Source organism: Oryzicola mucosus (assembly GCF_014534685.1).
In the GTDB taxonomy this organism is placed as follows: Bacteria; Pseudomonadota; Alphaproteobacteria; order Rhizobiales; family Rhizobiaceae; genus Oryzicola; species Oryzicola mucosus.
In genome coordinates this window covers 313,247-337,610 of record NZ_JACVVX010000002.1, presented here as the reverse complement: position 1 = coordinate 337,610, position 24,364 = coordinate 313,247, and the positions used below count along the sequence as shown (strand labels likewise).

Below are 24,364 nucleotides of genomic sequence, written 5' to 3'. Positions count from 1 at the left end.
TGCGCAGGCTCTTGCCCGCCTTCTGTGTCCCTGACAGACAGACTTCCGGATCGAAGCACAGTTCGAAAAAGGGGATTCGAATGTCGGACGACGATATCAGGACGCTCTCCAGCCGGGTCGTGTACGAAAACCGCTGGATGAAGGTACGTGAAGACAAGACGCTTCTCCGCGACGGCTCGGAAGGCCTGTACGGTTTCGTCGACAAGCCCGATTTCGTGATCATTGCCCCGATCGACGGCGACCGCGTCCATCTCGTCCAGCAGTTCCGCTACCCCATCCATTCCCGTCAGTGGGAGTTCCCGCAAGGCAGTGTCGAAGGCGGCGCGACAGCGGATCCCGCCGACGTCGCCCGGACAGAGCTTGAGGAGGAAACCGGATTGACGGCCGGCACCGTCGTGGAGGTGGGGCGGCTGTTCCCTCTCTACGGCACGATCAACCAATGCTACAGGATATTCCTGGCAACCGGCCTCTCCGCCGGCACAGCGCACCGCGAGATCACCGAACAGGATTTGGTCTCGCGCTGGTTTGCGCTGAGCGAATTCGAAGAGATGATCAAGGACGGGACGATCTGCGACGCCGGAACGGTCGCCACATTCGGCATGCTGAAGATCAAGGGGCTTGTCTGAGACCTGGGTTGGAGCGGCTTTTTTGGCAGTCGCAGGACGTCTTGCCCGAGATTCACGCCCCGCCGCCCCTCGGAACCGGTAGAAGCGAAATTCGTTCTTCTCTTTTAAACGGAGAAGACCGCCATGGGTGTCGAACAAGCCCCGACCGAAAAAGGCAAGCAGGCCGCCGAGGGCCTCAGGCAGGAAACGTTGAAGGAAGAGCGCAAGGTCGAGGCCGAAACCGGCCACGATCTCAAGAAAGGCGAGGACCGTTTCGAAGAGCGGTCAAAAAGCTCCGACGGACAGAGCGCTGGCGCTAAGCAGGAGGACTGAGTTCTTCGGCATAGCGTAGCCCAGCATCGTCTCATCAGAGCCGGCTCCCGGCTCCGGCCGGATGGAGGCGACGAGACCGCCTTCGCTGATGCTTCTGTTGCCCGGCACCAGATGCACCACCTTGTAGCCTTGCGCCTGCAAGTCCTGCAGCAGCCCGGGCAGCATTCTCGCTGTGCGCGCATGAAGGTCGTGCATCAGGATGATGCCCGATCCACGATGCGCCAGGGCGTCCATCGTGCGGCGCCGGATCTGGTCCGGCGTCGACTGGAAGTAGTCCTTGGAATCGATATCGACGTCGATCACCACCGTCTCCTCGGCTGCGAGGCGGTTTCTCAATGCAGGCGAATCCGCCAAATAGGGAAAGCGGAAGAACGGTGCCGCCTTGTAGCGCGTCGGCAGAAGTGCCGCCGCCACGCTGCGTTTGCCCTGCTCGATCTCGCTCATGGCGCGCGGCAGGCTCAGATGCGCGAGATTGGCATGGTCCTGCGTGTGGGTGCCGATTGTGTGGCCGGCAATGGCGACCTTCTTGGCGATATCCGGATGCGCTTGCGCCATCTGGCCGACCATCAGGAACGTCGCTTTCACGCCCCTGGCGTTCAGGGCGTCTAGAATGCGCTCGGTCCTGCCCGGCACCGGGCCGTCGTCGAAGGTCAGCACCACTTCCTTCGGCTGCAACTGGATATCCGAAATCTGATGCACGACGATCGTACGCCCCGCCAGCGGGCTGCGCGGCCCGGGTGCGAGGAAGCTTTCCGCGCCTGCCACCCGCTGCTCCACCGGCAGGTTGGCGAAAGCCAGCTTGCTCGCCTCCAGCGTCTCGGCCTTCTTGACCGGTGTGGCGCAGGCCGCAAGAGCCATGCAGCCGGCGAGCGCCGCCAGCTTTGAGAGGCGAAAACACGACATTGGAATTGTCCCGTTGGAATCTCAGGCGTTTTTAGCGGTTTATGGTTAACGAACCGCTTATGCGCCTCCCCGGTTGAGCGCCGCTCCGCCATGGAAATCATGTGACTCAAGGAACCGGTTCGGCTACTTCTCGGTTGTTGCATGGGGCCGCACGCGGCCATCACAATGCGAGAGGGAATTCAATGCTTTGGAAAGGGCGTCGTCAGAGCGGCAATGTTCAGGATGCACGCGGTCAAGGCGGCGGCGGACGAATGCCGGGCGGGGGCGGATTCCGCATCCCTGTCGGACGCGGCGGTGGCGGCGGCCTCGGCATTGGCGGCATCATCATCCTGGTCATCCTCTATTTCGCGCTGCGGTCGTGCGGCATCGATCCGCTGTCGGAAATGTCCAGTGACGGCAGCGGCGTTCCCGGCGGCGGCGGTCAGGTCACGCAGGGCGCATCGCCCGCCAATGACGAGATGAAGCAGTTCGTCTCCACCGTTCTGGCCGAAACGGAAGACGTCTGGAACGGCGTGTTTCAGGCGGAAGGGCAGACCTACAAGGAGCCGAGCCTGGTCCTCTTCTCAGGGCAGATATCGTCGGCTTGCGGCTATGCCTCGTCGGCGGCCGGTCCGTTCTATTGCCCCAACGACCAGAAGGTCTATCTCGACACCTCGTTCTTCACGGAACTGGAACGGCGCTTCGGTGCCGCCGGCGACTTCGCCCAGGCCTATGTGATTGCGCATGAAGTCGGCCACCACGTCCAGAACCTGATCGGCGTGCTACCCAAGTTCAACCAGATGCGCCAGCAGATGTCCGAGGCGGAATCGAACCGCATGTCGGTGATGGTCGAGCTTCAGGCCGACTGCTTCGCCGGCGTCTGGGGTCATTTCACCGATCAGAAGGGGCTGCTCGAAAAGGGCGATGTCGACGAGGCGCTGAACGCCGCCCGGCAGATCGGCGACGACACGCTGCAGAAGCGCACGCAGGGCTATGTCGTGCCGGAAAGCTTCAACCACGGCACGTCCGAACAGCGCCAGCGCTGGTTCGCGCGCGGTTTCGAAAGCGGCAAGCTGTCGGACTGCGATACCTTCAGCGGGCAGATTTGATCGATACGATCCCGATCGACATCACTCGTCCGTGCCGCCCGGTCGGGCGGCGCGGCTGTGCCACTCGCGGTCGATCGATCCTTCCTCGGCCTTGTGGAAGAACTGCGAACACACCAGCCAGCCCTTCAGCGGCCTGAGCAGCAGCAAGGACCCCAGCAGGGTCAGCGGCAGCGTCGTCACGACATGCACCCACAGCGACGGTTCGTAGCTGAGTTGCAGCCAGAGCGCGAACAGCAGCGCCGGCACCGCGACGATCGTCATCGAAAAGAACGCCGGGCCGTCCGCGGGGTCGGCAAAGGAATAATCGAGCCCGCAGACATCGCAGCGCGGCGCAAGCTTCAAGACGCCATCGAACAGGTGCCCCTCCTGGCAGCGCGGGCAACGGCCGCGAATGCCCGTCATCATCGGGTTCGTCGTCGGCGTATAGGCGGAGTGGTCCATGGCGTTTCCTTCGCGGCGGCATCCAGTCATGCAGTGCCGCCCATACCTTAAACGTAAGGGTTTCTTGTTCAGTTCCGATAGGACAATCGGTCCTGCGTCCAAATGCGCGGGAAACCGCACGGCTTGGCTTCGATCCCTCGATAAGACGCGGCTTGAGATTACCTTTGCTTCGGCAGTCCGCGCCGTTGGCCCGCCCTTCCCTGTCTCGGCATTCTGCGATATCCGGCAGCACCAACTGATATGCGAGGACCATGATGAAAAAATCGATCCTGTTGGCCGCCCTGACGCTGCTTATCTCGGCATCCGCGGCGCAAGCCCGCGACATCTGCACCGTCCTCGCCGATGCTCGCAGCGGCAAGGTCCTGCTGCAGGATGGCGACTGTGAAAGCCGCGTCACACCCGCATCCACCTTCAAGCTCGCGCTCGCCGTGATCGGGTTCGACGCAGGCGTCCTCACCGATGCGCATGCGCCGGTTCTGCCCTTCAAGAAGGGCTATGCCGATTGGGGCGGCGACGCCTGGCGCCAGCCCATCGATCCCACCAGCTGGATGAAACATTCCGTCGTCTGGTACTCGCAGCGCATGGCCGAGACCCTGGGGCGGGCCCGTCTCGAAGATTACGCCAAGCGCTTCGCTTACGGAAACGCAGACTTCTCCGGCGACCCCGGCAAGGACAACGGGCTGGAGCGGGCCTGGATCAGCTCGTCGCTGAAGATTTCGCCGCTTGAGCAGACAGCCTTCCTGCAAAGACTGTTATCCGGAAAGCTGCCGATCCGGCCCGACGTACTCGACAAGACGAGAAGCGTCGTCGAAAGCGCCAACGTCGGCGGCTGGCAGGTCTCGGGCAAGACCGGCTCGGCCTATCCCCGCAACGCCGACGGCAGCCTCAACCGCGCCGCCGGCTGGGGCTGGTATGTCGGCTGGGCCGAGAAAGGCGATGCCACCCTGGTCTTCGCCCGCCTTGCCCAGGATGAGAAGCGTCACACCACGTCTGGCGGCATCCGCACAAAGGACGCCCTGATGCGCGACTGGCCCGCGCTTGCCGCCCGGATCGGCCGTTGATCCGCCTGCCTTGGCCAAGCCGCAGCGGCGTCCCGGAAACGGCCCGGTTTTCTCCCCCGCCGCAGGTCTGGGCCGAAGGGGGCATCTTTCAGCATCGCGCGGATTCTGATTGCCGGCGCGATGCTGTAAGAATGCATCGAGACCCTCAGCGCCGGAGTTTTGCATGACCACCTCGACGCCGCGGCCCCGGCTCATCCATTTCATGGCCGCCTTCGGCACCGGCGGCCTGCTCACGCTGATGGTGCATTTCAACGGCGAGCTCGGCCGCTACGGCAATGCGCTGTTCTCCTCCTGGGGCGCACATGGCACCGGCACGGTCGCGGCCATCCTGTTCCTGGCCCTGCTCTACCGCCGCCGCGAAAGGAACACCGCCGAACGCCTGCCCGCGCCGTTCTGGGCCTATCTCGGCGGCCTGTCGGGCGCAGCCACCGTCATGCTGACCTCGCTCGCGGTCAATTCGCCGCTGGCGCTTGCAGGCACGCTGGCGCTCGGTCTCGCCGGCCAGGTCGTGTTCAGCCTCGGCGCGGACCTCTGGGGCCTGTTCGGCCTGCCCAGGCGCCGCCCCACACTGCGCGATCTCGCAGCCCTTGCGCTCATCCTGGCGGGCAGCGCCCTGATCATCCTGTTCCGGGGCTTTGAATCATGACCATGCCGATCCTCGTCGCCTGCCTGGCGGGCCTTCTGGTCGGCCTCAGCCGACAGCTCAACGGCCGGCTCGCGGTCTCCACCTCGCCGCTGATCTCGTCCTTCTGGAATCATGCCGTCGGCTTCGCGGCGCTGACCGTTCTGGGCCTCGTCGTCGGCGGACTCATCCCGCCGGGTGCGGAAAACGCGCCATGGCACGCCTATGTCGGCGGCCCCATCGGCGTTGTCTTCGTCGCCGCCGGCAGTTGGGTCATCGCCCGCATCGGCGCGGTCAACACCGCCATCCTGGTCATTGGCGGCCAGATGGTCTCGGGCGTGCTGCTCGACCTCGTCCTCGCCGCCCCAACAACGCTCTGGGCCACCGGCCTCGGCGTGATCCTCATCCTCGCCGGCGTCGTCGTCACGCAGACGCAGGCGAAGCGGTAGTTGACGGCTTACCGTTCCGCCAGGGCCGGTTCGCCCTTCTGTTCGCGGATCAGATTGACGAAGCGGCGGAACAGATAGTGCGAATCCTGCGGGCCGGGCGAGGCTTCGGGATGGTGCTGCACCGAAAACACCGGCCGTCCCGTCAGCGCGATGCCGCAGTTCGATCCGTCGAACAGCGACACATGGGTTTCCTCGACGCCCTCGGGCAAGGAATCGGCATCCACCGCGAAACCATGGTTCATCGACACGATCTCCACCTTGCCGGTGGTGTGGTCCTTCACCGGATGGTTCGCGCCATGGTGGCCCTGATGCATCTTTTCGGTCTTGCCGCCCAGAGCCAGCGCCAGCATCTGGTGGCCCAGGCAGATGCCGAACACCGGCAGTTCGGTCTCCAGCAGGTCCTGGATCACCGGCACGGCATATTCGCCGGTCGCGGCCGGATCGCCGGGACCGTTGGACAGGAAGATGCCGTCCGGGCTCATCGCCAGGATGTCTTCCGACGGCGTCGTCGCCGGCACCACCGTCACCTTGGCGCCGAGGCCGGCCAGAAGCCGCAGGATGTTGCGCTTCACGCCATAGTCGATCGCCACGACATGCATCGACGGTGCGTCCTGCTCGCCATAGCCTTCGTCCCAAACCCAGGGCGTCTCCGTCCACACCGAGGACTGGCCGGAGGTGACGTCCTTGGCGAGGTCGAGACCCAAAAGGCCGCCCCAGGCCTTGGCGCGCTGCTTGAGGTGCTCGACGTCGAACACGCCATCCGGCGCATGCGCGATCACCGCATTGGGCGAGCCCTTCTCGCGGATCAGCGCGGTCAAGGCGCGCGTGTCGATGCCGGCAAGGGCGACGATGCCGCGCCGCTTCAGCCATTGGTCGAGATCGGCGGCGGACCGGTAGTTCGAAGGGTTGGTGACATCGGCCTTGAACACCGCGCCCACCGCACCCGCGCGCGCTGCCGGATTGAGGTCCTCGATGTCCTCGTCATTGGTGCCAATATTGCCGATATGCGGGAAGGTGAAGGTCACGATCTGCCCGGCATAGGACGGATCGGTGAGGATTTCCTGATAGCCGGTCAGCGCCGTGTTGAAGCACACTTCGGCAACCGCGCTGCCGGTGGCGCCCAGCCCGCGGCCCTCGATGACCGTTCCATCCGCGAGGACGAGAAGGGCGGTGGGTTTGTCCACGCTCCAGGGTGCAGTGCCGGTCATCTATCCACTCCAGTGTCTGCCGCGCGCGGACCGTGGGCTTGAAAGAAAGCGACCGACGGGCCATATGGGCGCAGTGAAAAGCACGGAACGCCGCGCTTTCGCTGGCTGCCCGCTCATATCGAACATGTCTATGCAGGTGCCGAGCAATAGGCGAAGGCAGCGAGCGGGTCAATCGTTCTGGAGCGTTTCCTGCTTGGATTGAATCGTTCTGCCGGAGGAAATTCGGGACAAGGTCGAGGGGATCGTCGATGGTCGGGCTGGTGGCCCGGACGAGATGAGCCCCGAATGGGTCCGAAGGACGCCCGAATTGACCCGGCCCGAAGGGTTTCCGGATGGCGGGCGTCATCGGCGAAACAGAACCGGTTCAATCTAAACAGGAAACGCTCTACCGAACGTTGGGCCGAAAAGTTCAACCCGAAAAGGCGGCGTGCCGCCGTTCAAACTATAGCTTCCGGCCGCGGGCCAGGATACAAGTTCGCATGTGCGAAGGAACGCTTCGCCCGGCGCCAAAAGGAACAGGACCATGCGCGAGAAGATCGCCGAAGCGCTCAAGTCGGCGCTCAAATTGCAGGACAAGCGCCGCGTCTCCACGCTGCGCCTGATCCAGGCTGCCATTCAGGATCGCGACATCGCCAATCGCGGCAACGGCAAGGATCCCGTCAGCGACGACGAGATCCTGCAGATCCTGACCAAGATGGTCAAGCAGCGCCAGGAATCCGCGCGTGCCTTCGAGGAAGGCGCGCGGCTGGAGCTTGCCGCCCAGGAGCGCGAGGAAATCGCCATCATCGCCGACTTCCTGCCCAAGCAGCTCGGCGAGGCCGACGTGCGCCATGTCTGCAAGCAGGTGGTACAGGACGTCGGCGCCGAAGGCCTGCGCGACATGGGCCGCTGCATGAACGTGCTCAAAGACAAATATGCCGGGCAGATGGACTTCGCCAGGGCCAGCGGCATCGTCAAGGATCTGCTGCAGTAAGGTGGAACACGCCGAATCTATGGTTACAAACCCGGCTTTCGAGCCGGGTTTTTTTGCCTTGAAATCAGGACTGTTGCTCCTCCAGCGCAACGAGCCGGTTCAACGCCCGCTCGGCGCGCATGCGGTCATGCTGGCCGGTGGGCAGCGGCGGTTTTGCGAAAGCGCAGGACAGAGCGCGACATGCTCGGTGTCAGCCTCGAAGCGCGACATAGGTCGAACCGACCTCTATACGGCAAGCCTTGAAGGTGCCCCCGCCTGCATCGACTTCCGCGTCGCCAGCAGCACGGCAAGCGCGATCAGCGGGAACCCCGCGGCGAAAAATCCCAAGCTCGCGGCACTGGAGAATTCCAGAATCCTGCCGCCGACGACCGTTCCCAGCGCGATGCCGAAATACATTGCCGAGGCGTTCAGCGACAAGGTCAGATGCGCGATCTCGGGCGACCGGCCGACGATGCGGCTCGCCTGCGCGGGCGGGAACGACCAGCCGATGATTCCCCATGGAACCATCAGCCCGATGAGGATCGGACCGGCGAGTGCATGCGGCAGGAAGGTGACCACCGACGCCATGGCCACGCAGATCGCCGAGGACAAGAGCAGCGCCAGCGTGACGACCGTCGTCGCCCCGAACCTGTCGGAGAGATAGCCGCTGCCGAGATTGCCCAGCACCGCACCGGCGCCGAAGGCAAGCAGCAGCGCCGGCAGCGCCATGGCGCTGAGCCCAGCCCCGTCCATGGCAAGCGGCGCCAGATACGACACCATGACGAAGCCGCCGGCGAGATAAAGCAGCGTCACGAGCAGAGACGCCGTGATCCCCGGCAGCGCTATCGCCCGGAAACGCTGCGACAGCGGCAGGTGGGTGCCGTGCATGTCGCGCGGCAACCGGACCCAAAGGATCGACGCGCAGGCCGCTCCCAAAACAGCGATTGCCACGAAGGTGCCGCGCCATCCCCACAGATTAGCGATCAGCGATCCGGCCGGCGCGCCCAGCGCGACCGCGAAGGTCGTGCCGCCGAGCACCACGGCAATGGCCCGCGCCCTGTGCTCCGGCCCGGCCAAGGCGATTGCGGTTGCCTGCGCGGTGGCGGCATAAAGTCCCGCCGTTCCGCCCATCAGGATCTGCGCGGCCAAGAGCCCGCCGAACGAACCGCTGGTGGCGGCGACGATGTTCCCGCAGACGAAGGCCAGGATGGTCAGCGCGAGCACGCGGCGCCTGTCCGCCTCACCCATCACCGCCGACAGCACAGGCGCCCCGACGGCATAGGCGAGCGAAAACGCCATGATCAGATAGCCGGCGCTTGGCACCGACACATGCGTTTCGCCGGCGATTGCCGGAAGCAGGCTGGAAAAGACGAAGCCGACCGTGCTCATGGCGAACGAGCCGACGCCGAGCCAGACGATGCGAGGATCCATGAAAGACGCCTTTGTTCAAAATTCATTGAACTATTGAACTTCATCGCCTCCCATGTCAATGTCCCCTGAGACAGTCAACACATCCTGCGCCGGAAACGTTATCGTCCATGAGCCTGCCGCATATCGCCGCCGACCAGATCAGCCTGCCCCATGTCCTCGCAGCCCTTGGCGACCCCACGCGGCTCGCCATCGTTCGCATGCTGGCGGATAGCGGCAACGCCCCGATCGCTTGCGGCGGTTTCGCCGAGTTCGGTTCCAAGACCAACATCAGCTATCACCTTGCCAAGCTGCGCGAGGCCGGCATCACCCGCACCGAAATCGCCGGCACCAGCCGCCTCATCTCCTTGCGCGCAGCCGATCTCGACGCCCGCTTTCCCGGCCTTCTGGACAGCATCCTGGCGGCTTCCGGCGAGGCTGCGCGCGCGCATGGCCCGCTGCCCATCCCCGCGACCGGCGTTTTGCTCTGAATCTCATGCGGACAACCCCTTGACGCGGCGAAAAATCGCGATTTTCGGGGTTACACCTCAGCCCGCATTTGCCTATAAGGCGCCCTTAGCCCAACTCTGAGACTTCCCTGCGCCACCGGCCGGCATTCCCGCGCCGGGACTTGGCGCAGAACACGCAAGAACGGACCGCACCATGCCAAGACGCACCGACATCAAGTCCATCCTGATCATCGGAGCCGGTCCCATCGTCATCGGCCAGGCCTGCGAGTTCGACTATTCCGGCACCCAGGCCTGCAAGGCGCTGAAGGAAGAGGGTTACCGGGTCATCCTGGTCAACTCCAACCCCGCCACCATCATGACCGACCCGGAACTGGCCGACGCCACCTATATCGAGCCGATCACCCCCGAAGTCGTCGCCAAGATCATCGCCAAGGAGCGTCCCGACGCACTTCTGCCCACCATGGGCGGCCAGACCGCGCTCAACACAGCCTTGTCGCTGCGGCGGATGGGCGTGCTCGAGCGCTACAATGTCGAGATGATCGGCGCCGACGCCGACGCCATCGACAAGGCCGAGGACCGCTCTCTGTTCCGCGAGGCCATGGCCAAGATCGGGCTTGAGACGCCGCGCTCCATGCTGGCCAACGCATCCGCCGCCAAGGACGAGGACCGCAAGAAGCACGAGGCGCGCCGCGCTGAGCTCAAGGCGGAGAACCCCGCCGAGCTCGACGCAGCCCTCGATGCGCTGGAGACCGAATGGAACCTCGGCGAAGGCGACCGCAAGCAGCGCTACATCAACCACGCCATGGGCATCGCCGCCCAGGCGCTCGACCATGTCGGCCTGCCCGCCATCATCCGCCCCTCCTTCACCATGGGCGGCACCGGCGGCGGCATCGCCTACAACCGCACCGAATTCTTCGACATCATCGGCTCGGGCCTCGACGCCTCCCCCACCACCGAAGTCCTCATCGAGGAATCGGTGCTCGGCTGGAAGGAATACGAGATGGAGGTGGTGCGCGACAAAGCCGACAACTGCATCATCATCTGCTCCATCGAAAACATCGACCCGATGGGCGTGCACACGGGCGACTCGATCACCGTCGCGCCGGCGCTGACCTTGACCGACAAGGAATATCAGATGATGCGCAACGCCTCGATCGCGGTCCTCCGCGAGATTGGCGTCGAGACCGGCGGCTCCAACGTGCAGTTCGCCGTCAACCCCGCCGACGGCCGGCTCGTCGTCATCGAGATGAACCCGCGCGTCTCGCGCTCCTCCGCGCTCGCCTCCAAGGCCACCGGCTTTCCCATCGCCAAGGTCGCGGCCAAGCTCGCCGTCGGCTACACGCTGGACGAGCTGGAAAACGACATCACCGGCGGCGCCACGCCGGCCTCCTTCGAGCCGTCCATCGACTATGTCGTCACCAAGATCCCGCGTTTCGCCTTCGAGAAATTCCCCGGCGCCTCGACCACGCTGACGACGGCCATGAAGTCGGTCGGCGAGGTCATGGCGATCGGCCGCACCTTCCCTGAATCGCTGCAAAAGGCGCTGCGCGGGCTCGAGACCGGCCTCACCGGCCTGGACGAGATCGAGATTCCCGGCATCGGCACAGGCGACGACCGCAACGCCATCCGCGCGGCCCTTGGCACGCCGACGCCCGACCGGCTGCGCATGGTCGCCCAGGCGATCCGCATGGGCACCTCGCTGGAAGACGTGCACGACATGTGCAAGATCGACCCGTGGTTCCTCGAACAGATCGCCGGCATCATCGCCACCGAGGCGCGGGTGCGCGAGCACGGCCTGCCGCGCGATGCCGCCAATCTGCGCATGCTGAAGGCGATGGGCTTTTCCGACGCCCGCCTTGCCTCGCTGACCTCCGCCGAACCAGCCGACGTCGCCAAGCTGCGCGACAGGCTTGACGTTCACCCCGTCTACAAGCGCATCGACACCTGTGCGGCCGAATTCGCCTCCCCCACCGCCTATATGTACTCGTCCTACGAGACGCCGTTTGCCGGCGAGGCCCGCTCCGAGGCTCAGGTTTCGGCGCGCAGGAAGGTGGTTATCCTCGGCGGCGGCCCCAACCGCATCGGCCAGGGCATCGAGTTCGACTATTGCTGCTGCCATGCCGCCTTCGCGCTGCGCGACGCCGGCTATGAAGCCATCATGATCAATTGCAACCCCGAGACGGTGTCGACCGACTACGACACCTCCGACCGGCTCTATTTCGAGCCGCTGACGCCCGAGGACGTGCTGGAAATCCTGCGCGCCGAGCAGGCCGACGGCGAACTCGTCGGCGTCATCGTCCAGTTCGGCGGCCAGACCCCGCTCAAGCTCGCCGATGCGCTCGAAAAGGCCGGCATCCCGATCCTCGGCACCTCGCCCGACGCCATCGACCTCGCCGAGGACCGCGACCGCTTCCAGAAGCTTCTGCGCAAGCTCGACCTGCTGCAGCCCAAGAACGGCATCGCCTATTCGGTCGAGCAGTCCCGCACTGTCGCCTCCGAGCTCGGTTTCCCGCTGGTCGTGCGCCCGTCCTACGTGCTGGGCGGCCGCGCCATGCAGATCATCCATGACGAGGGCATGCTGCAGTCCTATCTGCTCGACACCGTGCCCGGCCTGGTGCCGGAAGACATCAAGCAGAAATACCCCAACGACAAGACCGGCCAGATCAACACGCTTCTGGGCAAGAACCCGCTTCTGTTCGACACCTATCTGTCGGGCGCCATCGAGGTCGATGTCGATTGCCTGTGCGACGGCAAGTCCACCTTCGTCTCGGGCATCATGGAGCATATCGAGGAAGCCGGCATCCATTCCGGCGACTCGGCCTGCTCGCTGCCGGTCCACTCGCTGTCCGACGAAATGGTCGACGAGCTGGAGCGCCAGACGGCGGCCATGGCGCGCGCGCTCCATGTCGGCGGCCTGATGAACGTGCAATACGCCATCAAGGACGGCCAGATCTACGTTCTCGAGGTCAACCCGCGCGCGTCGCGCACCGTGCCCTTCGTCGCCAAGACCATCGGCAGCCCCATCGCCAAGATCGCCGCCCGCATCATGGCTGGCGAGACGCTGGACGAGGCTTTTGCCCATTACGGTCCGAAACCCGACCCGCGCAATCCCGGCCACATCGCCGTCAAGGAAGCGGTGTTCCCGTTTGCGAAATTCCCCGGCGTCGACATCCTGCTCGGGCCGGAGATGAAATCCACCGGCGAGGTCATGGGGCTCGACACCAACTACGCGCTCGCCTTCGCCAAGAGCCAGCTCGGCGCCGGCGTCGACCTGCCGCGTTCGGGCACTTTGTTCGTCTCGGTGCGCGACGAGGACAAGGCGGGCATCCTGCCGGCGGTGCGCCGCCTGGCCGGCGAAGGGTTCCGCGTGCTCGCCACCGGCGGCACCGCGCGCTTCCTGCGCGACAATGGCGTCGAGGCCGAAAAGATCAACAAGATGCTGGAAGGCCGCCCGCATATCGAGGACGCCATCCGCAACCGCCAGGTGCAGATTGTCTTCAACACCACCGACGGCCAGAAGGCGCTGTCGGACTCAAAATCGCTGCGCCGCGCCACGCTGATGCAGCGCGTGCCCTACTACACCACGCTGTCGGGCGCGGCTGCCGTCGCCGAAGCCATCGCGGCGCTGCGCGCCGGCAATCTCGAAGTCCGCCCGCTGCAGGAGTATTTTGTCTGAGGGTAGACCGCGAGGGGCGATAGGCGAAAACCAAGTTCGAGGTTGCCCCCCTGTCCTGCCGGACATCTCCCCCGCATGGGGGGAGATTGGCAGTTTTAACGTTGTCGCTTTTCTTGCAATGCTGGCTGTTAGCGAAAGCGGCGATGACATCCGATCTCCCCCCATGCGGGGGAGATGCCCGGCAGGGCAGAGGGGGGCGCCGTAGAATGCCCCCATCGACCATCCTTGTGAGTCAAGTTCGGCAGGGTGAGGGGCCAACGACCCGCAATCGTTGTTTACCATTTCAAACAACCACCGCTGAACCCCGGAAATTTTGCTTCAACCGCCTTCCCCGCTCAAATAAACCCGCGACTTTCCCGAACACCCCCTTTTCGATCGTCTTGAGGGCGGCTAGATTTCCTTCATCCATCGGGGGATTTGGGAATGATACTGAAATCTGTGCGGCCGGCATTCGTCGTGATGCTGGCGGGAATACTTGTCGCCGCAGCGCCTCTCGCGGCATCGGCGGAATCGCTTGCCGGCAAGGTCGGCGACCAGCGCTACGCGGCGCAGTTCGGCCAGACGAAAGGCCCCTGCCAGCAGGCCTACAAGGATTATGTCGCCGCCTCCGGCCACTCGGCCTATGCGCAAACGCACCGCGCCGAAACCGAAGCCTTCTTCTGCGGCCGCTCCTACAACGCGCCGACGCAAAAAGCCGCCGAGGAGCGCGCTCTGGCCGACTGCAACTCGGTCTTCACCAAATACAAGGTCAAAACCGCCGGCCGCTGCACGGTGTATGCGTCGAAGTGAGGGGGTATCCCCTGCTTTATCCCAATTTGGACAACCAGCACTTGAATGGACAAGTATAAATGCCGCGTTTGCGGCTTGAACCACTATCCCTATATGCCTTGGGGTAGTTCCGGGAACGATCCTACTTTCTGGTTCTGCGAGTGCTGCAGCGTCGAATTTGGCTATGGAGACTCAGGCCTGCCGGGCATTCTTCTTGTCAGGGAAAATTGGGTAAAAAATGAACGTTGCGAGTGGTTGGATAAAAAATCGAAGCCGCTCGATTGGAGCATGAAAGATCAAATAAGGGGTATTCCCCGAAAATATAAAGATCAAAGCGACGAAGATCTTATTAAATTTCATTATTCTCAACTTGACCGCACATACGGCGCGGTCACTCCACAGACGACAGATCGCTATCCCGTGCGGTCTTTGTGCTCCAGCAGATCCCAGCCAGGAAACCCGGGAATCCATTCCCTGACGTAAAGGACAGGCACCGCAGAGCAAACCCCACGCCACTCACCACCCCGTTCCGCGAAACAGTTCGAACCATTCCGGGTTGGTCTTTTCGATCAGGTCGATCTTCCACTGGCGCGGCCACCGCTTCAGAGAGGCCTCTCGCTGGATGGCGTCGCGGATATCGAAATGCTCCTCATACCAGACCAGGCGCTGCACGCCGTAGCGCGAGGCGAACGCAGAACCCGTGCCGGACTTGTGCTCGGGCAGACGCCGGCCAAGGCTGTTGGTGACGCCGATGTAGATCGTGCCGCCTTTCTTGCTTGCTGTCATGTAGACATAGCCGGTCATGATGAAACGCTATCTCCGCGGAAACGAAAAGCAAGTTTTCTTCACCGCTGGTACTCTCATCATTGTCACGGAATGGATTCCGGGTCGCGCTCGGCTGCGCCTCGCTTGCCCAGGAATGACGAAGGTGGGATTGGCTCGGCCAAGCTCCGACGCTGGAGATTGGCGGAGCCAACCCCACCTTCGTCATTCTCGGGTGCAGCCCGAGCGCAGCGAAGGCGGAAACCCGGGAATCCATTCCGTGACTTACGAGGAACACCTGCGAAGGCAGAAAGGAGCGCGCCCCCTTCTCCCCTTGCGGGGTGAAGAGCGGTCGGCGAAGCCGATCAATCGACAACGATTTGTCGATTGAAGTGATGAACGCCCGGAGCCCTGGCGGTAGTGCATCGTCAGCGCCGACGCCCCCCCTTCTCCCCTTGCGGGAGAAGGTGTCGCCCTTGAGCGAACGCAGAGAGCGAAAGACAGGCGACGGATGAGGGGTGTTGGACGGAGTGAGAGGCTGCGTATTGCACGCCGATGCACAAGTTTCCCCTTCCTCCCATCGCCTCGTTTCTTCCAGCACCCCTCATCCGCCCCTTCGGGGCACCTTCTCCCGCAAGGGGAGAAGGTGGCGTCGATGCCGGCGCTATCTCCCCCTTGGTGGGGGAGAGTGAAGTGCGGGCGCTAAAATCGCCCACGGTTTATCCACACTCCCCATCCCCGCTCTACACTCCCACCGCCTTGGAAAATCGAAAGGAGGCGGCGATGGATTGGGCAGGGGCGATCGACAAGCATCAGGCAGCGCTCAAGCGCCTGCTTGCCCTGCTCGTCGCCATGGCCGGCATGACGGTCGCAGCTGGCGAAAGCCAACGTGCGGCCGGCATTGATGTCGGCCAAAACACCCTGCCGCGTCATCTGCATCGCGCCATTCTCCGGCTGCTGCGTCCCGCAGAGGCGGCGGCAAGACGGCTGATCATTCTCGCCGCGCGCGGCATGGTTGTGCCGCACCAGCGCCCGCGTCTTGGAACTTCGCAGCAACACTCCGCCTTCCTGCGTGCGCCCGGCGGCACCGGCATCGTGATGCCGAAAGGAGCCATGCCGCCCCGTCCCGCGCCCCAGACCATGGCGTTGCCGCTGCTCGATCCCTTGCGCCTGCCCCGCCACAAGCTGTCGCGCCCGACCGTCGTGCCGCGCATTCGCGGCTTCGGTTTTGGGCTTGACGCGCCCTCGCTTATCCCGGCCCGCCCGGTGCCGGAGCCAGACGATCCGCTCGATGCCGACCGCCTGCGGCTCAGGCTCGCAGCGCTTGGCCGCGCGCTCGACGACCTGCCGCGCCAGGCCCGGCGCTTCGTGCGCTGGCGGCAGCGGCGGCGGCGCGGCGCGTGTCATCGCCTGTCGCCGCTGCGCGGCGGGCCGCCGCCCGGCGGCCGGGCACCGGGCTCGCGCCACGCCCGCGAGGTCGACCGCACCCTGGACGATGTGCACGGCCTGGCGCTGTGGACGCTGGAGCATCCCGACAGTTCATGACCGGCCGTCCTGTCGACAGAACAGCTTTGTCCGCTGTCGCGCAGCCACGCCTGCGCGCGCCAAAACCGTTGGCCGATTGTTCGCGGTCCGACGTTTCTGTCAGCAAAGTTTCAGCGGAGTTGGACAAAGCCGGGAGATGCGGAGCAGTCCGCGCCTTGGCTCCCCGCCCCGCGCCGACCGCCCTCATCCCGAGGCGCGAGCCTGCAAGACGCCCCAAACCAAAGCGAAACCCTCACAGGGCGCGCCTCGAAGGGCGCACCCAGAATGCAAAAAGCCCCGGATCGCTCCGGGGCTCAGCAAGGTCGAAACGGCGTGAAGCGTTACACCAGCGAGGCGGTAAAACGCTGGATGCGGGTGCAGGCTTCCTCGAGCAGCTTTTCCGAGGTGGCATAGGAGATGCGGAAATTCGGGCCGAGGCCGAAGGCCGTGCCCTGCACCACCGCGACGCCCTCGGCCTCCAGAAGCTCGGAGGTGAAAACAGCGTCGTCGGCAATCACCGTACCGGCTTGCGTCTTCTTGCCGATCAGCCCCTCGCAGGACGGATAGACATAGAACGCGCCCTCCGGCGACGGGCAGGAAATGCCGCGCGCCTGGTTGAGCATCGAGACGACGAGGTCGCGGCGGGCCTGGAAGATCGCCTTGTTCTGCTGGATGAAATCCTGCGGCCCGTTCAGCGCCTCCACCGAAGCCCATTGCGCGATGGTGCAGGCGCCCGAGGTCTGCTGGCCCTGGATCATGTCCATCGCCTTGATCAGCTGGACGGGACCGGCGGCATAGCCGATGCGCCAGCCGGTCATGGCATAGGCTTTCGAGACGCCGTTCATGGTCAGCGTGCGGTCGTAGAGCGCGGGCTCGACCTCGGCGATGGTCTTGAAGACGAAGTCGCCATAGGTCAGGTGCTCATACATGTCGTCGGTCAGCGTCCAGACATGCGGATGCTTGAGCAAAACGTTGGCCAGCGCGCGCAGCTCGGCCTCGGTATAGGCCGCGCCCGAGGGGTTGGACGGCGAGTTCATCAACAGCCACTTGGTCTTCGGCGTGATCGCCTTTTCGAGCGCCTCGGCCGTCAGCTTGAAGCCGTTGGCGATGGAGGTCTCGGCGAACACCGATGTGCCGCCGCAGATCGCCACCATCTCGGGATAGCTGACCCAGTAGGGACGCGGAATGATGACCTCGTCGCCGGGGTTCAAGGTCGCCATGAAGGCGTTGAACAGGATCTGCTTGCCGCCGGTGGCGACGATGGTCTGCTCGGGCTTGTAGTCGAGATTGTTCTCGCGCTTGAACTTCCTGGCGATCGCCTCGCGCAGCGGCGCGATGCCCGACACCGGCGGATATTTGGTCTCGCCGCGGCGGATCGCATCGATGGCGGCGTTCTTGATGTTGTCGGGCGTGTCGAAATCGGGCTCGCCCGCGCCGAGGCCGATAACGTCGCGGCCGGCATTTTTCAGCTCGCGGGCTTTCTGGGTGACCGCGATGGTCGCAGAAGGCTTAACGCGGGAAAGTGCATCGGCAAGGAACGCCATGATCGGGTCTCCGGGTTGGGTTGGCGCGGCTCACAAAACGCGCGCGCTTCCATTGCCGCATATAGGGCCGAATCGCAAGCCGTTTGGCCCGGTTTTCGGGCCGGCCGGCGCAATGGACTGTGTCGCCTGGCACATCGGCGCCGTTCGATGTTAACGCTGAATAAAACTCTCTGTGCCATGATATGCTCAGCATCGCATTCAGCCCCGGAGTGGAACGGACCGTGCCGCGCAATACCGCGCTCGCCCATATCATCCGGCAGGATGACGGGTCCTCAGTTGGCGTGTGGGGCGAATACGTTCTGCACAGCGCCTTCCAGCCGATTTTTGCCTTCAAGGACGAGCGCCTCGTGGTTATCGCCTTCGAAGGTCTGATGCGGCCATTCCATGGCGAAGAGGCTCTGTCGCCTTACATCTTCCTGTCGCGTCTGGCGCCGTCCGACCGTCTCGACATCGAGACGCTGACGCGCAATCTGCATCTCGTCAACGCAGCCGCCTTCCTGCCGGTCGAGGCCGACATCTTCGTCAATTTCAACCCGTCGCTGTTCACCCACCAGACCGTCGTCGAACAAGCGCTGCAGGACATGCGCTCCGTGCTCGACATCGCCGGCATCGCGCCCGCGCGGCTGGTGTGCGAAGTCACCGAGCAGAAATCGGGCTCCCGCGAGGCGCTGCGCCAGCTCGTCGAGGCTCTCCGCAAGTGCGGCTTCCGCATCGCGGTCGACGATTACGGTTCGGACGAATCCGACATGAACCGCATCCGCGAGTTGCGGCCCGACATCATCAAATTCGACGGCCGCTGGATAAACCGGCTGATGGATTCGTCCGCGGGCTACGGCCTGTTGTCGGCACTGGTCGCCAATTTCGAGGCCAAGGGCATCCGCACCGTCTTCGAGGGCATCGAGCAGGGCTGGCAGATCGAACTGACCGAGAAGGCGGGCGTCTCGATGATGCAGGGCTTTGCGCTCGCCCGCCCGCAGATCGTACCGGAGGTCTTCGCGGCGGAAGACGGCGAGCAGCACAAGGCGGGCGCAGATCCGTCGGCATCGAAAACAGGCCCAGAGGAAACAGACCCCGAACCCCTGGACGGACCGGCGAGAGACCGGTCGGGATCATCGGACGGAGAGTGATTGAGTGACAGACAAGGGCGTTGACGCCCCGATGTTCGAGCGGGCCATCGTTGCCGACGAACTGGGGATCGAGTACGGCGTGTACGGCGAGTACCGCATTCGCAACATGACAAAGGCCGCCTTCGCCTGCGATGGCGTGACGGTCGTACCGGCGGCGATGGAGACCTTTCTCGTCCCGTATCGTCACGGCCATCCGGCCACCTTCGCAGAGTTCTTCGACACTGTAAGGGCGCAGGACCGCAGGCTGGTTGCCGAAATGCTCGGCATGCTTCAACTCGCCAACCACCGCCAGCTCTGCGCCACGGACATGGCGCTGATCTTCAGCATGGAAGCCCCTGCCCGCAGCGAAACGGCGGCACGCGTTTTCGAAAAGCTCGCCTTCATGACCGCGCAGATCGAGCTGGGTTCGATCCGCGCCAGCCGCCTTATCTGCCATATCGCCGCCGCCCAGAGCACCAGGCAGCTTCTGGCCGCTGCCGACCGCATGCGCGCGCTCGGCATCCGTGTCGCGCTCCGGCTCGGCGGCGCCGATCAGCCCGACGCCAACGCCATCGAGATCATGCGCCCCGATCTTGTGCGCATCGACCGCACGCTGATCGCCCAGGCGTGCCGCGACAAGGCGACGATCCACCTGTTCCACTCGGTCGTTGCCGGCCTTCAGGACCAGGGCATGACGGTCCTTGTGGAGGGCATCGAGACCGAGCACCATCTCGACGTCGCCATAGCCTCTCAGGCGGACCTTCTACAGGGACGCTATCTCCAGATGACGCAACCGGTGGGCATGGTGATCGACATGACGGCGCGAGCGCTTTCGGCGCTGCGGCCCAGAGAAGGCGTCGTCGTCCCGCTGTTCGGGTGAACCGACGATCCTTCAATTTCGCTGATGGATCGCTGCAAAACAAATCGTTGGATTGATGCCTGCCTGCGCGCGATAAAGCGCGTGCAGAATGGGAGCGACCGGCAATGATGACGCTTTATGGGATGATCGACAGCGGCAACTGTTACAAGCCACGCCTGGCCATGGCCAAGCTGGGCATCCCCTTCCGCAATGTGGAAGTCAGCTCGCATGACGGCGCAACGCGCTCGGCCGCGTTCACCGCCAAAAATCCCAATGCCATGGTGCCGCTGCTTGAGCTCGAAGACGGTCGCTTCATCGCCGAGTCCAACGCCATGCTTCTGTTTCTTGCCGAGGGCACACGGCTTCTGCCCCAGGACAAATATGCGCGCGCGCTGACCTATCAGTGGCTGTTCTTCGAGCAATACAGCCACGAACCCTATATCGCGGTGCGCCGCGCTTTGCTGACATTCCCCAACCGGGCCAAGGATGCGACGCCCGAGCGTCTCGCCGCCACACTGGAACGCGGCAACAAGGCGCTCGGCGTGATGGACAAGCATCTCGCGGCCAACGATTTCTTTGCGGGAGATGAGTTCAGCGTCGCCGACATCGCACTCTACGCTTATACCCATGTCGCGGATGAAGGCGGTTTCGATGTGCAGCGCTATCCGGCGGTTGCAGCATGGCTGAGGCGCGTCGAACAGGATCCGGGGCATGTGCCGATGGATTGGCTGCCCGCTTAGGGAGCGCACCTCGCCGGATTTCCTCTGTCAGCAGTCGGGTCGCCTACCCGTCCAGAAGGGTCTTGCAGACAACAAAAAAGGCGGGACAGATCCCGCCTTCCGTGGCTTGGTAGCCTGATAAAGAGGTTTCAGACAAAGGCCCACGGCAATCTGCCGCATCGTCCTTCAGTCTTCAAACTCCAGCGCGCTCAACACGCGACTGCCAGTACATCCGTGACTCGCCGCACGCCTTGGACCTTCGTCCGGCGCGCGCTCGAAAATCAGGCTGCCTTGCTCAGAGAACCAGCAGACGACTTGCCGGTGCGGCGGTCCTGCTCGATCTCGAAATTGATCTTCTGGCCTTCGACCAGATTCGACATGCCTGCGCGCTCGACTGCGGAGATGTGAACGAACACATCTGCACCACCTGCGTCAGGCTGAATGAAACCAAATCCCTTGGTGGCGTTGAACCACTTAACAGTTCCGGTTGCCATGATAGTTTTCCTTTGTATCTAAACGCTGACTCCAGCCAGGGCCTTACCCAACTGATGGTATCGAAATTTTGGAGATAGACGTCAGCAAACGGGAAAACCGCAGGCCCGGATCAATCGGCCAAATATCAACGCCGCAGATATAAGGCAAATAAAGCGACAGCACAAGAGACATTGGTCTCATCTCGCCAAAACCGCGCGAAAAAGTCGGCGGCGGCGGGCAACAAAAATCCCGCAACGGTGTTATGATCAACGGGTCTAGGTTCCCGGAGGATCCCATGAAAAAATTCTTGCTGGCCGCCTGCCTCTGCCTGATAGCCGCCGATGCCCAGGCAATCTCGCGCTACACGTCGACATCGATGCAGTGTCGGCAGATTCAATCCGCCGTCGTCAATGAAGGCGCCGTCATCCTGCGCTGGAAATCGCCGCAATCGGGCGTACAGCGTTATGATCGCTATGTTCTTGCCGACCAATATTGTTCGCCTGGCATGGAGGCGACACGCGCCTTCGTTCCAAGCGCCGACCGCCAATCCTGCCCCGTCTACAACTGCAAGATGAAGATTCGCAGCGACGACTTTTTCATTTTCCCCCGGCGCTGAGCGGTTACGTCCTCAGAAGCCGGCCCTCAGAAGCCGAATGACGCCTGCGCCGGGGGCGGCGGCCCGGTTCTGACGCCTTCCAGCGAAAGCATGCGCTGTTTGCTGGCAGAGCCGCCCGGTGCTGAGAAGCCGCCGATACGGTTTCCGGCGGCTAGAACGCGATGGCATGGAATGATGAGCGGCACCGGATTGGAACCCATCGCCTGGCCGACCTCACGCGCAAGCCCTTCATATCCCGAACGCGCCGCCAACTCTCCGTAGCTCAGGGTCTCGCCGTAGGAAAGCTGGCGAGTCCGGGCATAGACCGCCAGCCTGAACGCATCGACACCATCGAGATTGACCGGAACGGACGCGAACTGGATTGGGGCACCCTCAGCATACATCTTTACATCCTGAATCAGCCGATCGATCCAATCAGGCGCAGCGGCTGTCGAGACGAGGCCGGTGGGTAGGCGCGATGCAAGCTGACTGGCGGTTCGATCCTTGTCGCGGTCGGGCAATTGAAACCGCCTTACGCCCTTTTCGCTCCACGCCACACCCATCCACCCCAAGGCGGTTTCGAACAGCTGATGTCCATGGACTGGTTTGTGCGAAGCATTCACGGCGACCTCCAACGGCTAACTATAGCAGTGATCCAATCCAAGAACAAATATGGAACATGGATTTCCCCATCTTTGGATCAGGCCAAAAATAGTGAGTGAAAACATCCTGTTATCTCGGTGAAATACTTGTTCATCCGCTCCCGGATTGCTCAACTATCGTTGCTGGTGTACATGGGCTTCGAGCGGGCAGAAGTTAACGATCGGTAATGAACGTGACTTTGCTGGTTAATGAGAAACAGCTTTCAAGGGCTGGGATGAAGCGCAACACCTTCTTTTTGGCTGCCGTGACGATTGCCGCAGGCGCCCAACTCTCCGGCTGCAGCACCACAAGCAATGAGCTTTCGACGAGCCTTGCTCCCGCCACGCAGAGCACGGCAACAGCCGACGCCGATCTTGCCCTTCCCGACACTGTTGCCGTAGTTCCCGTTTCCTACGCGGCGGTGAAAACCACCACCACCGCTGCATTCCAGACCGCTCAACTGCCGACGGCACAGGCTGAAACAGCCGAAGCAGCGGCCAAGGAGCCCGCCATCGCGGACGCTACGCCCGAAAATGCAGCAGCTGCGACGACCCAAACTGCCTCAATGCCGGCCCCGCAGGCCGTCGCTCCGGCCCCTGTGAAAGCAGCGGAGACGGAACAGGCGCCCAAAGCCGAGGCTGCGACCGTTGCCAAGAGCGAAGACACCACGGTCTTCCCGCCGGCTCCGACGCTGATCCCAACGGCCGCGAAGACGGCAACTGCTGCCAAAAAAGCGCCTGCAGAAGAACAGCCGGAGGCCCAGCTCGTGGCTTTTGCCAAGTTGGATAAGCCTGCGACAATTCCGGTGCCTGCGGCGCCTGCGAAATCCGGCAGCGGCCTCGAAAACCTGATCGTGAAATACGCCGCTCTCTACGAGGTTCCGGTCGATCTCGTCCGCAGCGTGGTCAAGCGCGAGAGCAATTTCCGCGCCGAAGCCTACAACAAGGGTCATTGGGGCCTGATGCAGATCAAGCATGCGACGGCGCGCGGCATGGGCTATGACGGCCCGGCAAACGGCCTGCTCGATGCCGAGACCAACCTTAAATACTCCGTTAAATATCTGCGCGGCGCCTTCATGGTCGCTGACGGCGACCAGAGGCTGGCAGACAAGCTCTACCAGCGCGGCTATTATTTCGATGCCAAGCGCAAAGGCCTGCTCGACGAGACCGGCCTCGGCCGGGATCGCGTCCGCAGCCGCAAGGTGCAGTCCATTTCCGTTGCGGCGGAACCGGACATCAAGCTCGGCCTCTTCTAGGACCCTTCGAGCTCCATCTACGCCATCGATCCCGCTCCAGCCAAAATCATTGCTGGAACAAGGGTTTTTCTTGGTTTCACGAAAAACGTGACTCCTCATACATTGTATGCGCCCGCCCGACTTGCTAGGATTGACCCCTAGGACACGGACTCTCGGCCGGCATCATGCAGAAACGTCAACAGCAGCGGACGGATCGGGGCAAAGTGCAACTTCGCACCTTGCTGCTGTTCATCTGCGTGCTGGCATTGTCGCTCGTGCCCCTGCGTGCGGCCACGGGGTTTGGAACGACCGGCATCAAATCTGCCGGCCATTCGACATCCGCCGACCTCCCCATCCTCCCGACGAATTCCGCTGGCCTGCCTGATCAAGGTGTCCCCGACGAGGACAAGAAAAGCTTCGCCTTCGTCGAGTTCGACACCGACGGGTCCGCAACTGCGCTGCCCAAGGACCTCTATCGCAATCGTCTTTCAGCGCCGAACCGGACCGATCAGCCGATTGCGCCGGCAGAGCGCCAGAACCTTTGGGATGCCGCGCCACGAGGCCCGCCGGCTCTTTCCTGAAAAGCCCTGCCGCTCGATCGCGGCAATACCCCGCGCCCCCTCGATTGAAGGCCAAGGCGCTCAGGCACTTTTCAAGGATACGACATGACCAAGACGCACCCTCTCGGCTTCCGCATCGAACGCGACCTCAAGGAAGCGCTGATCAAGGCCGCAAAGGAAGACCACCGCTCGGTTTCCTCCATGGTGGAACTCATCATCGCACGTTGGCTGCGCGACCGTGGCTATCTCGAGCACGGCGAAGACAAGGCAGCCTGAAACGGCTCTGCGGGAGACGCAGCGTCTCCCGCTCCCCGCTTGCGGTGCGGTTCGTCCGCTGGCATCTCGGCGCCCGAAATTACGAC

The 24,364-nt window shown here is 63.4% G+C and carries 26 protein-coding genes; 18 read left to right on the top strand and 8 right to left on the bottom strand.

All coding sequences use genetic code 11. From position 1 onward, the window contains the following. Positions 1-80 precede the first annotated feature (80 nt). Positions 81-626 carry an NUDIX domain-containing protein gene (locus ICI42_RS08120; RefSeq protein WP_230980221.1) on the top strand — a complete coding sequence of 182 codons (546 nt, stop codon included), beginning with the start codon at positions 81-83 and terminating at the stop codon, positions 624-626. A gap of 123 nt (positions 627-749) precedes the next feature. After that, positions 750-938, top strand: a complete 189-nt coding sequence (locus tag ICI42_RS08115) for a hypothetical protein (protein WP_188164049.1) — start codon at positions 750-752, stop codon at positions 936-938. Here ICI42_RS08115 and ICI42_RS08110 read toward each other — a convergent pair. Next, positions 891-1,841 carry a polysaccharide deacetylase family protein gene (locus ICI42_RS08110; protein WP_188164048.1) on the bottom strand — a complete coding sequence of 317 codons (951 nt, stop codon included), beginning with the start codon at positions 1,839-1,841 and terminating at the stop codon, positions 891-893. The two genes, ICI42_RS08115 and ICI42_RS08110, sit on opposite strands and share 48 nt — an antisense overlap. Before the next feature lie 182 nt (positions 1,842-2,023). Between ICI42_RS08110 and ypfJ the strand changes: the two genes are divergently transcribed. After that, positions 2,024-2,929, top strand: coding sequence for a KPN_02809 family neutral zinc metallopeptidase (gene ypfJ, locus ICI42_RS08105; RefSeq protein WP_188164047.1), 906 nt, complete (start codon positions 2,024-2,026; stop codon positions 2,927-2,929). A 21-nt stretch (positions 2,930-2,950) separates the two neighbouring features. Here ypfJ and ICI42_RS08100 read toward each other — a convergent pair whose 3' ends face one another. Beyond that, positions 2,951-3,370: a DUF983 domain-containing protein gene (locus ICI42_RS08100; RefSeq protein ID WP_188164046.1), complete on the bottom strand. Its 420-nt coding sequence runs from the start codon at positions 3,368-3,370 to the stop codon at positions 2,951-2,953. Positions 3,371-3,621: 251 nt separating this feature from the next. Here ICI42_RS08100 and blaOXA point away from each other — a divergent pair, with 251 nt between their 5' ends. The 3 genes from blaOXA to ICI42_RS08085 all read left to right on the top strand — a co-directional run bounded on the left by blaOXA (position 3,622) and on the right by ICI42_RS08085 (position 5,502). After that, positions 3,622-4,431, top strand: coding sequence for a class D beta-lactamase (gene blaOXA / locus ICI42_RS08095; RefSeq protein ID WP_407945143.1), 810 nt, complete (start codon positions 3,622-3,624; stop codon positions 4,429-4,431). Positions 4,432-4,594: 163 nt separating this feature from the next. Beyond that, entirely contained in the window at positions 4,595-5,077 is a 483-nt protein-coding gene (locus tag ICI42_RS08090) for a DMT family transporter (protein ID WP_188164044.1), read from the top strand. Next, positions 5,074-5,502, top strand: coding sequence for a DMT family transporter (locus ICI42_RS08085; protein ID WP_188164043.1), 429 nt, complete (start codon positions 5,074-5,076; stop codon positions 5,500-5,502). The genes ICI42_RS08090 and ICI42_RS08085 overlap by 4 nt, the downstream gene beginning before the upstream one ends. Before the next feature lie 8 nt (positions 5,503-5,510). On the opposite strand, the gene carA is transcribed toward ICI42_RS08085, so the two are convergent. Continuing rightward, positions 5,511-6,710 carry a glutamine-hydrolyzing carbamoyl-phosphate synthase small subunit gene (carA, locus tag ICI42_RS08080; RefSeq protein ID WP_188164042.1) on the bottom strand — a complete coding sequence of 400 codons (1,200 nt, stop codon included), beginning with the start codon at positions 6,708-6,710 and terminating at the stop codon, positions 5,511-5,513. Positions 6,711-7,233: 523 nt separating this feature from the next. Here carA and ICI42_RS08075 point away from each other — a divergent pair. Beyond that, positions 7,234-7,683, top strand: coding sequence for a GatB/YqeY domain-containing protein (locus ICI42_RS08075; protein WP_188164041.1), 450 nt, complete (start codon positions 7,234-7,236; stop codon positions 7,681-7,683). A 225-nt stretch (positions 7,684-7,908) separates the two neighbouring features. On the opposite strand, the gene ICI42_RS08070 is transcribed toward ICI42_RS08075, so the two are convergent. Then, positions 7,909-9,093 carry an MFS transporter gene (locus ICI42_RS08070; RefSeq protein ID WP_188164040.1) on the bottom strand — a complete coding sequence of 395 codons (1,185 nt, stop codon included), beginning with the start codon at positions 9,091-9,093 and terminating at the stop codon, positions 7,909-7,911. Positions 9,094-9,200: 107 nt separating this feature from the next. Here ICI42_RS08070 and ICI42_RS08065 point away from each other — a divergent pair, with 107 nt between their 5' ends. The 3 genes from ICI42_RS08065 (at position 9,201) to ICI42_RS08055 (ending at position 14,004) form a co-directional block, all read left to right on the top strand. After that, a complete protein-coding gene (locus ICI42_RS08065; protein WP_188164039.1) occupies positions 9,201-9,560 on the top strand; it encodes an ArsR/SmtB family transcription factor in 360 nt (119 codons plus the stop codon). A gap of 172 nt (positions 9,561-9,732) precedes the next feature. Continuing rightward, the gene (gene carB, locus ICI42_RS08060; RefSeq protein WP_188164038.1) at positions 9,733-13,215 is read left to right on the top strand and encodes a carbamoyl-phosphate synthase large subunit; all 3,483 of its coding nucleotides are present in this window, start codon (positions 9,733-9,735) and stop codon (positions 13,213-13,215) included. 423 nt (positions 13,216-13,638) lie between these two features. Further along, complete coding sequence (locus tag ICI42_RS08055) at positions 13,639-14,004, top strand: hypothetical protein (protein ID WP_188164037.1); 366 nt, start codon at positions 13,639-13,641, stop codon at positions 14,002-14,004. A gap of 495 nt (positions 14,005-14,499) precedes the next feature. On the opposite strand, the gene ICI42_RS08050 is transcribed toward ICI42_RS08055, so the two are convergent. Further along, positions 14,500-14,787, bottom strand: a complete 288-nt coding sequence (locus ICI42_RS08050; RefSeq protein ID WP_188164036.1) for a GIY-YIG nuclease family protein — start codon at positions 14,785-14,787, stop codon at positions 14,500-14,502. A gap of 741 nt (positions 14,788-15,528) precedes the next feature. Here ICI42_RS08050 and ICI42_RS08045 point away from each other — a divergent pair. Further along, on the top strand, positions 15,529-16,290 hold the full coding sequence (locus tag ICI42_RS08045; protein ID WP_188164035.1) for a hypothetical protein: 762 nt from the start codon (positions 15,529-15,531) through the stop codon (positions 16,288-16,290). Between the two features lie 320 nt (positions 16,291-16,610). Here the strand turns inward: ICI42_RS08045 and ICI42_RS08040 are convergent, their stop codons facing one another. Next, positions 16,611-17,813, bottom strand: a complete 1,203-nt coding sequence (locus tag ICI42_RS08040; RefSeq protein WP_188164034.1) for a pyridoxal phosphate-dependent aminotransferase — start codon at positions 17,811-17,813, stop codon at positions 16,611-16,613. Positions 17,814-18,034: 221 nt separating this feature from the next. On the opposite strand from ICI42_RS08040, the gene ICI42_RS08035 reads away from it, so the two are divergent. From ICI42_RS08035 to ICI42_RS08025, 3 genes are all read left to right on the top strand, one after another. Further along, on the top strand, positions 18,035-18,940 hold the full coding sequence (locus ICI42_RS08035) for an EAL domain-containing protein (RefSeq protein ID WP_188164033.1): 906 nt from the start codon (positions 18,035-18,037) through the stop codon (positions 18,938-18,940). 4 nt (positions 18,941-18,944) lie between these two features. Continuing rightward, entirely contained in the window at positions 18,945-19,799 is an 855-nt protein-coding gene (locus ICI42_RS24105) for an EAL domain-containing protein (protein ID WP_188164032.1), read from the top strand. A gap of 104 nt (positions 19,800-19,903) precedes the next feature. Next, entirely contained in the window at positions 19,904-20,518 is a 615-nt protein-coding gene (locus tag ICI42_RS08025) for a glutathione S-transferase family protein (RefSeq protein ID WP_188164031.1), read from the top strand. Between the two features lie 260 nt (positions 20,519-20,778). Here ICI42_RS08025 and ICI42_RS08020 read toward each other — a convergent pair whose 3' ends face one another. After that, on the bottom strand, positions 20,779-20,991 hold the full coding sequence (locus tag ICI42_RS08020) for a cold-shock protein (protein ID WP_188164030.1): 213 nt from the start codon (positions 20,989-20,991) through the stop codon (positions 20,779-20,781). A gap of 275 nt (positions 20,992-21,266) precedes the next feature. On the opposite strand from ICI42_RS08020, the gene ICI42_RS08015 reads away from it, so the two are divergent. Beyond that, the gene (locus ICI42_RS08015; protein ID WP_188164029.1) at positions 21,267-21,587 is read left to right on the top strand and encodes a hypothetical protein; all 321 of its coding nucleotides are present in this window, start codon (positions 21,267-21,269) and stop codon (positions 21,585-21,587) included. A gap of 26 nt (positions 21,588-21,613) precedes the next feature. Here the strand turns inward: ICI42_RS08015 and ICI42_RS08010 are convergent, their stop codons facing one another. After that, positions 21,614-22,129, bottom strand: a complete 516-nt coding sequence (locus tag ICI42_RS08010) for a methylated-DNA--[protein]-cysteine S-methyltransferase (protein ID WP_188164462.1) — start codon at positions 22,127-22,129, stop codon at positions 21,614-21,616. Positions 22,130-22,395: 266 nt separating this feature from the next. Between ICI42_RS08010 and ICI42_RS08005 the strand changes: the two genes are divergently transcribed. The 3 genes from ICI42_RS08005 (at position 22,396) to ICI42_RS07995 (ending at position 24,278) form a co-directional block, all read left to right on the top strand. Next, entirely contained in the window at positions 22,396-23,463 is a 1,068-nt protein-coding gene (locus ICI42_RS08005) for a lytic transglycosylase domain-containing protein (protein WP_230980220.1), read from the top strand. A 203-nt stretch (positions 23,464-23,666) separates the two neighbouring features. Then, positions 23,667-24,023 carry a hypothetical protein gene (locus ICI42_RS08000; protein WP_188164028.1) on the top strand — a complete coding sequence of 119 codons (357 nt, stop codon included), beginning with the start codon at positions 23,667-23,669 and terminating at the stop codon, positions 24,021-24,023. A gap of 84 nt (positions 24,024-24,107) precedes the next feature. Next, positions 24,108-24,278, top strand: coding sequence for a hypothetical protein (locus ICI42_RS07995; RefSeq protein ID WP_188164027.1), 171 nt, complete (start codon positions 24,108-24,110; stop codon positions 24,276-24,278). Positions 24,279-24,364 lie beyond the last annotated feature (86 nt).

Excerpts from the sequence above, each read along its gene's own strand:
- ICI42_RS08045 (WP_188164035.1), top strand. The coding sequence starts at position 15,529 with ATGGATTGGGCAGGGGCGATCGACAAGCATCAGGCAGCGCTCAAGCGC.
- ICI42_RS08010 (WP_188164462.1), bottom strand. The coding sequence starts at position 22,129 with ATGGGTGTGGCGTGGAGCGAAAAGGGCGTAAGGCGGTTTCAATTGCCC.
- ICI42_RS08020 (WP_188164030.1), bottom strand. The coding sequence starts at position 20,991 with ATGGCAACCGGAACTGTTAAGTGGTTCAACGCCACCAAGGGATTTGGT.
- ICI42_RS07995 (WP_188164027.1), top strand. The coding sequence starts at position 24,108 with ATGACCAAGACGCACCCTCTCGGCTTCCGCATCGAACGCGACCTCAAG.
- ICI42_RS08100 (WP_188164046.1), bottom strand. The coding sequence starts at position 3,370 with ATGGACCACTCCGCCTATACGCCGACGACGAACCCGATGATGACGGGC.
- ICI42_RS08050 (WP_188164036.1), bottom strand. The coding sequence starts at position 14,787 with ATGACCGGCTATGTCTACATGACAGCAAGCAAGAAAGGCGGCACGATC.
- ICI42_RS08090 (WP_188164044.1), top strand. The coding sequence starts at position 4,595 with ATGACCACCTCGACGCCGCGGCCCCGGCTCATCCATTTCATGGCCGCC.
- ICI42_RS08085 (WP_188164043.1), top strand. The coding sequence starts at position 5,074 with ATGACCATGCCGATCCTCGTCGCCTGCCTGGCGGGCCTTCTGGTCGGC.
- ICI42_RS08115 (WP_188164049.1), top strand. The coding sequence starts at position 750 with ATGGGTGTCGAACAAGCCCCGACCGAAAAAGGCAAGCAGGCCGCCGAG.
- carA (WP_188164042.1), bottom strand. The coding sequence starts at position 6,710 with ATGACCGGCACTGCACCCTGGAGCGTGGACAAACCCACCGCCCTTCTC.
- ICI42_RS08055 (WP_188164037.1), top strand. The coding sequence starts at position 13,639 with ATGATACTGAAATCTGTGCGGCCGGCATTCGTCGTGATGCTGGCGGGA.
- ICI42_RS08040 (WP_188164034.1), bottom strand. The coding sequence starts at position 17,813 with ATGGCGTTCCTTGCCGATGCACTTTCCCGCGTTAAGCCTTCTGCGACC.
- blaOXA (WP_407945143.1), top strand. The coding sequence starts at position 3,622 with ATGATGAAAAAATCGATCCTGTTGGCCGCCCTGACGCTGCTTATCTCG.
- ICI42_RS08110 (WP_188164048.1), bottom strand. The coding sequence starts at position 1,841 with ATGTCGTGTTTTCGCCTCTCAAAGCTGGCGGCGCTCGCCGGCTGCATG.
- carB (WP_188164038.1), top strand. The coding sequence starts at position 9,733 with ATGCCAAGACGCACCGACATCAAGTCCATCCTGATCATCGGAGCCGGT.
- ypfJ (WP_188164047.1), top strand. The coding sequence starts at position 2,024 with ATGCTTTGGAAAGGGCGTCGTCAGAGCGGCAATGTTCAGGATGCACGC.
- ICI42_RS08025 (WP_188164031.1), top strand. The coding sequence starts at position 19,904 with ATGATGACGCTTTATGGGATGATCGACAGCGGCAACTGTTACAAGCCA.
- ICI42_RS08005 (WP_230980220.1), top strand. The coding sequence starts at position 22,396 with ATGAACGTGACTTTGCTGGTTAATGAGAAACAGCTTTCAAGGGCTGGG.
- ICI42_RS08070 (WP_188164040.1), bottom strand. The coding sequence starts at position 9,093 with ATGGATCCTCGCATCGTCTGGCTCGGCGTCGGCTCGTTCGCCATGAGC.
- ICI42_RS08015 (WP_188164029.1), top strand. The coding sequence starts at position 21,267 with ATGAAAAAATTCTTGCTGGCCGCCTGCCTCTGCCTGATAGCCGCCGAT.
- ICI42_RS08120 (WP_230980221.1), top strand. The coding sequence starts at position 81 with ATGTCGGACGACGATATCAGGACGCTCTCCAGCCGGGTCGTGTACGAA.
- ICI42_RS08065 (WP_188164039.1), top strand. The coding sequence starts at position 9,201 with ATGAGCCTGCCGCATATCGCCGCCGACCAGATCAGCCTGCCCCATGTC.
- ICI42_RS08075 (WP_188164041.1), top strand. The coding sequence starts at position 7,234 with ATGCGCGAGAAGATCGCCGAAGCGCTCAAGTCGGCGCTCAAATTGCAG.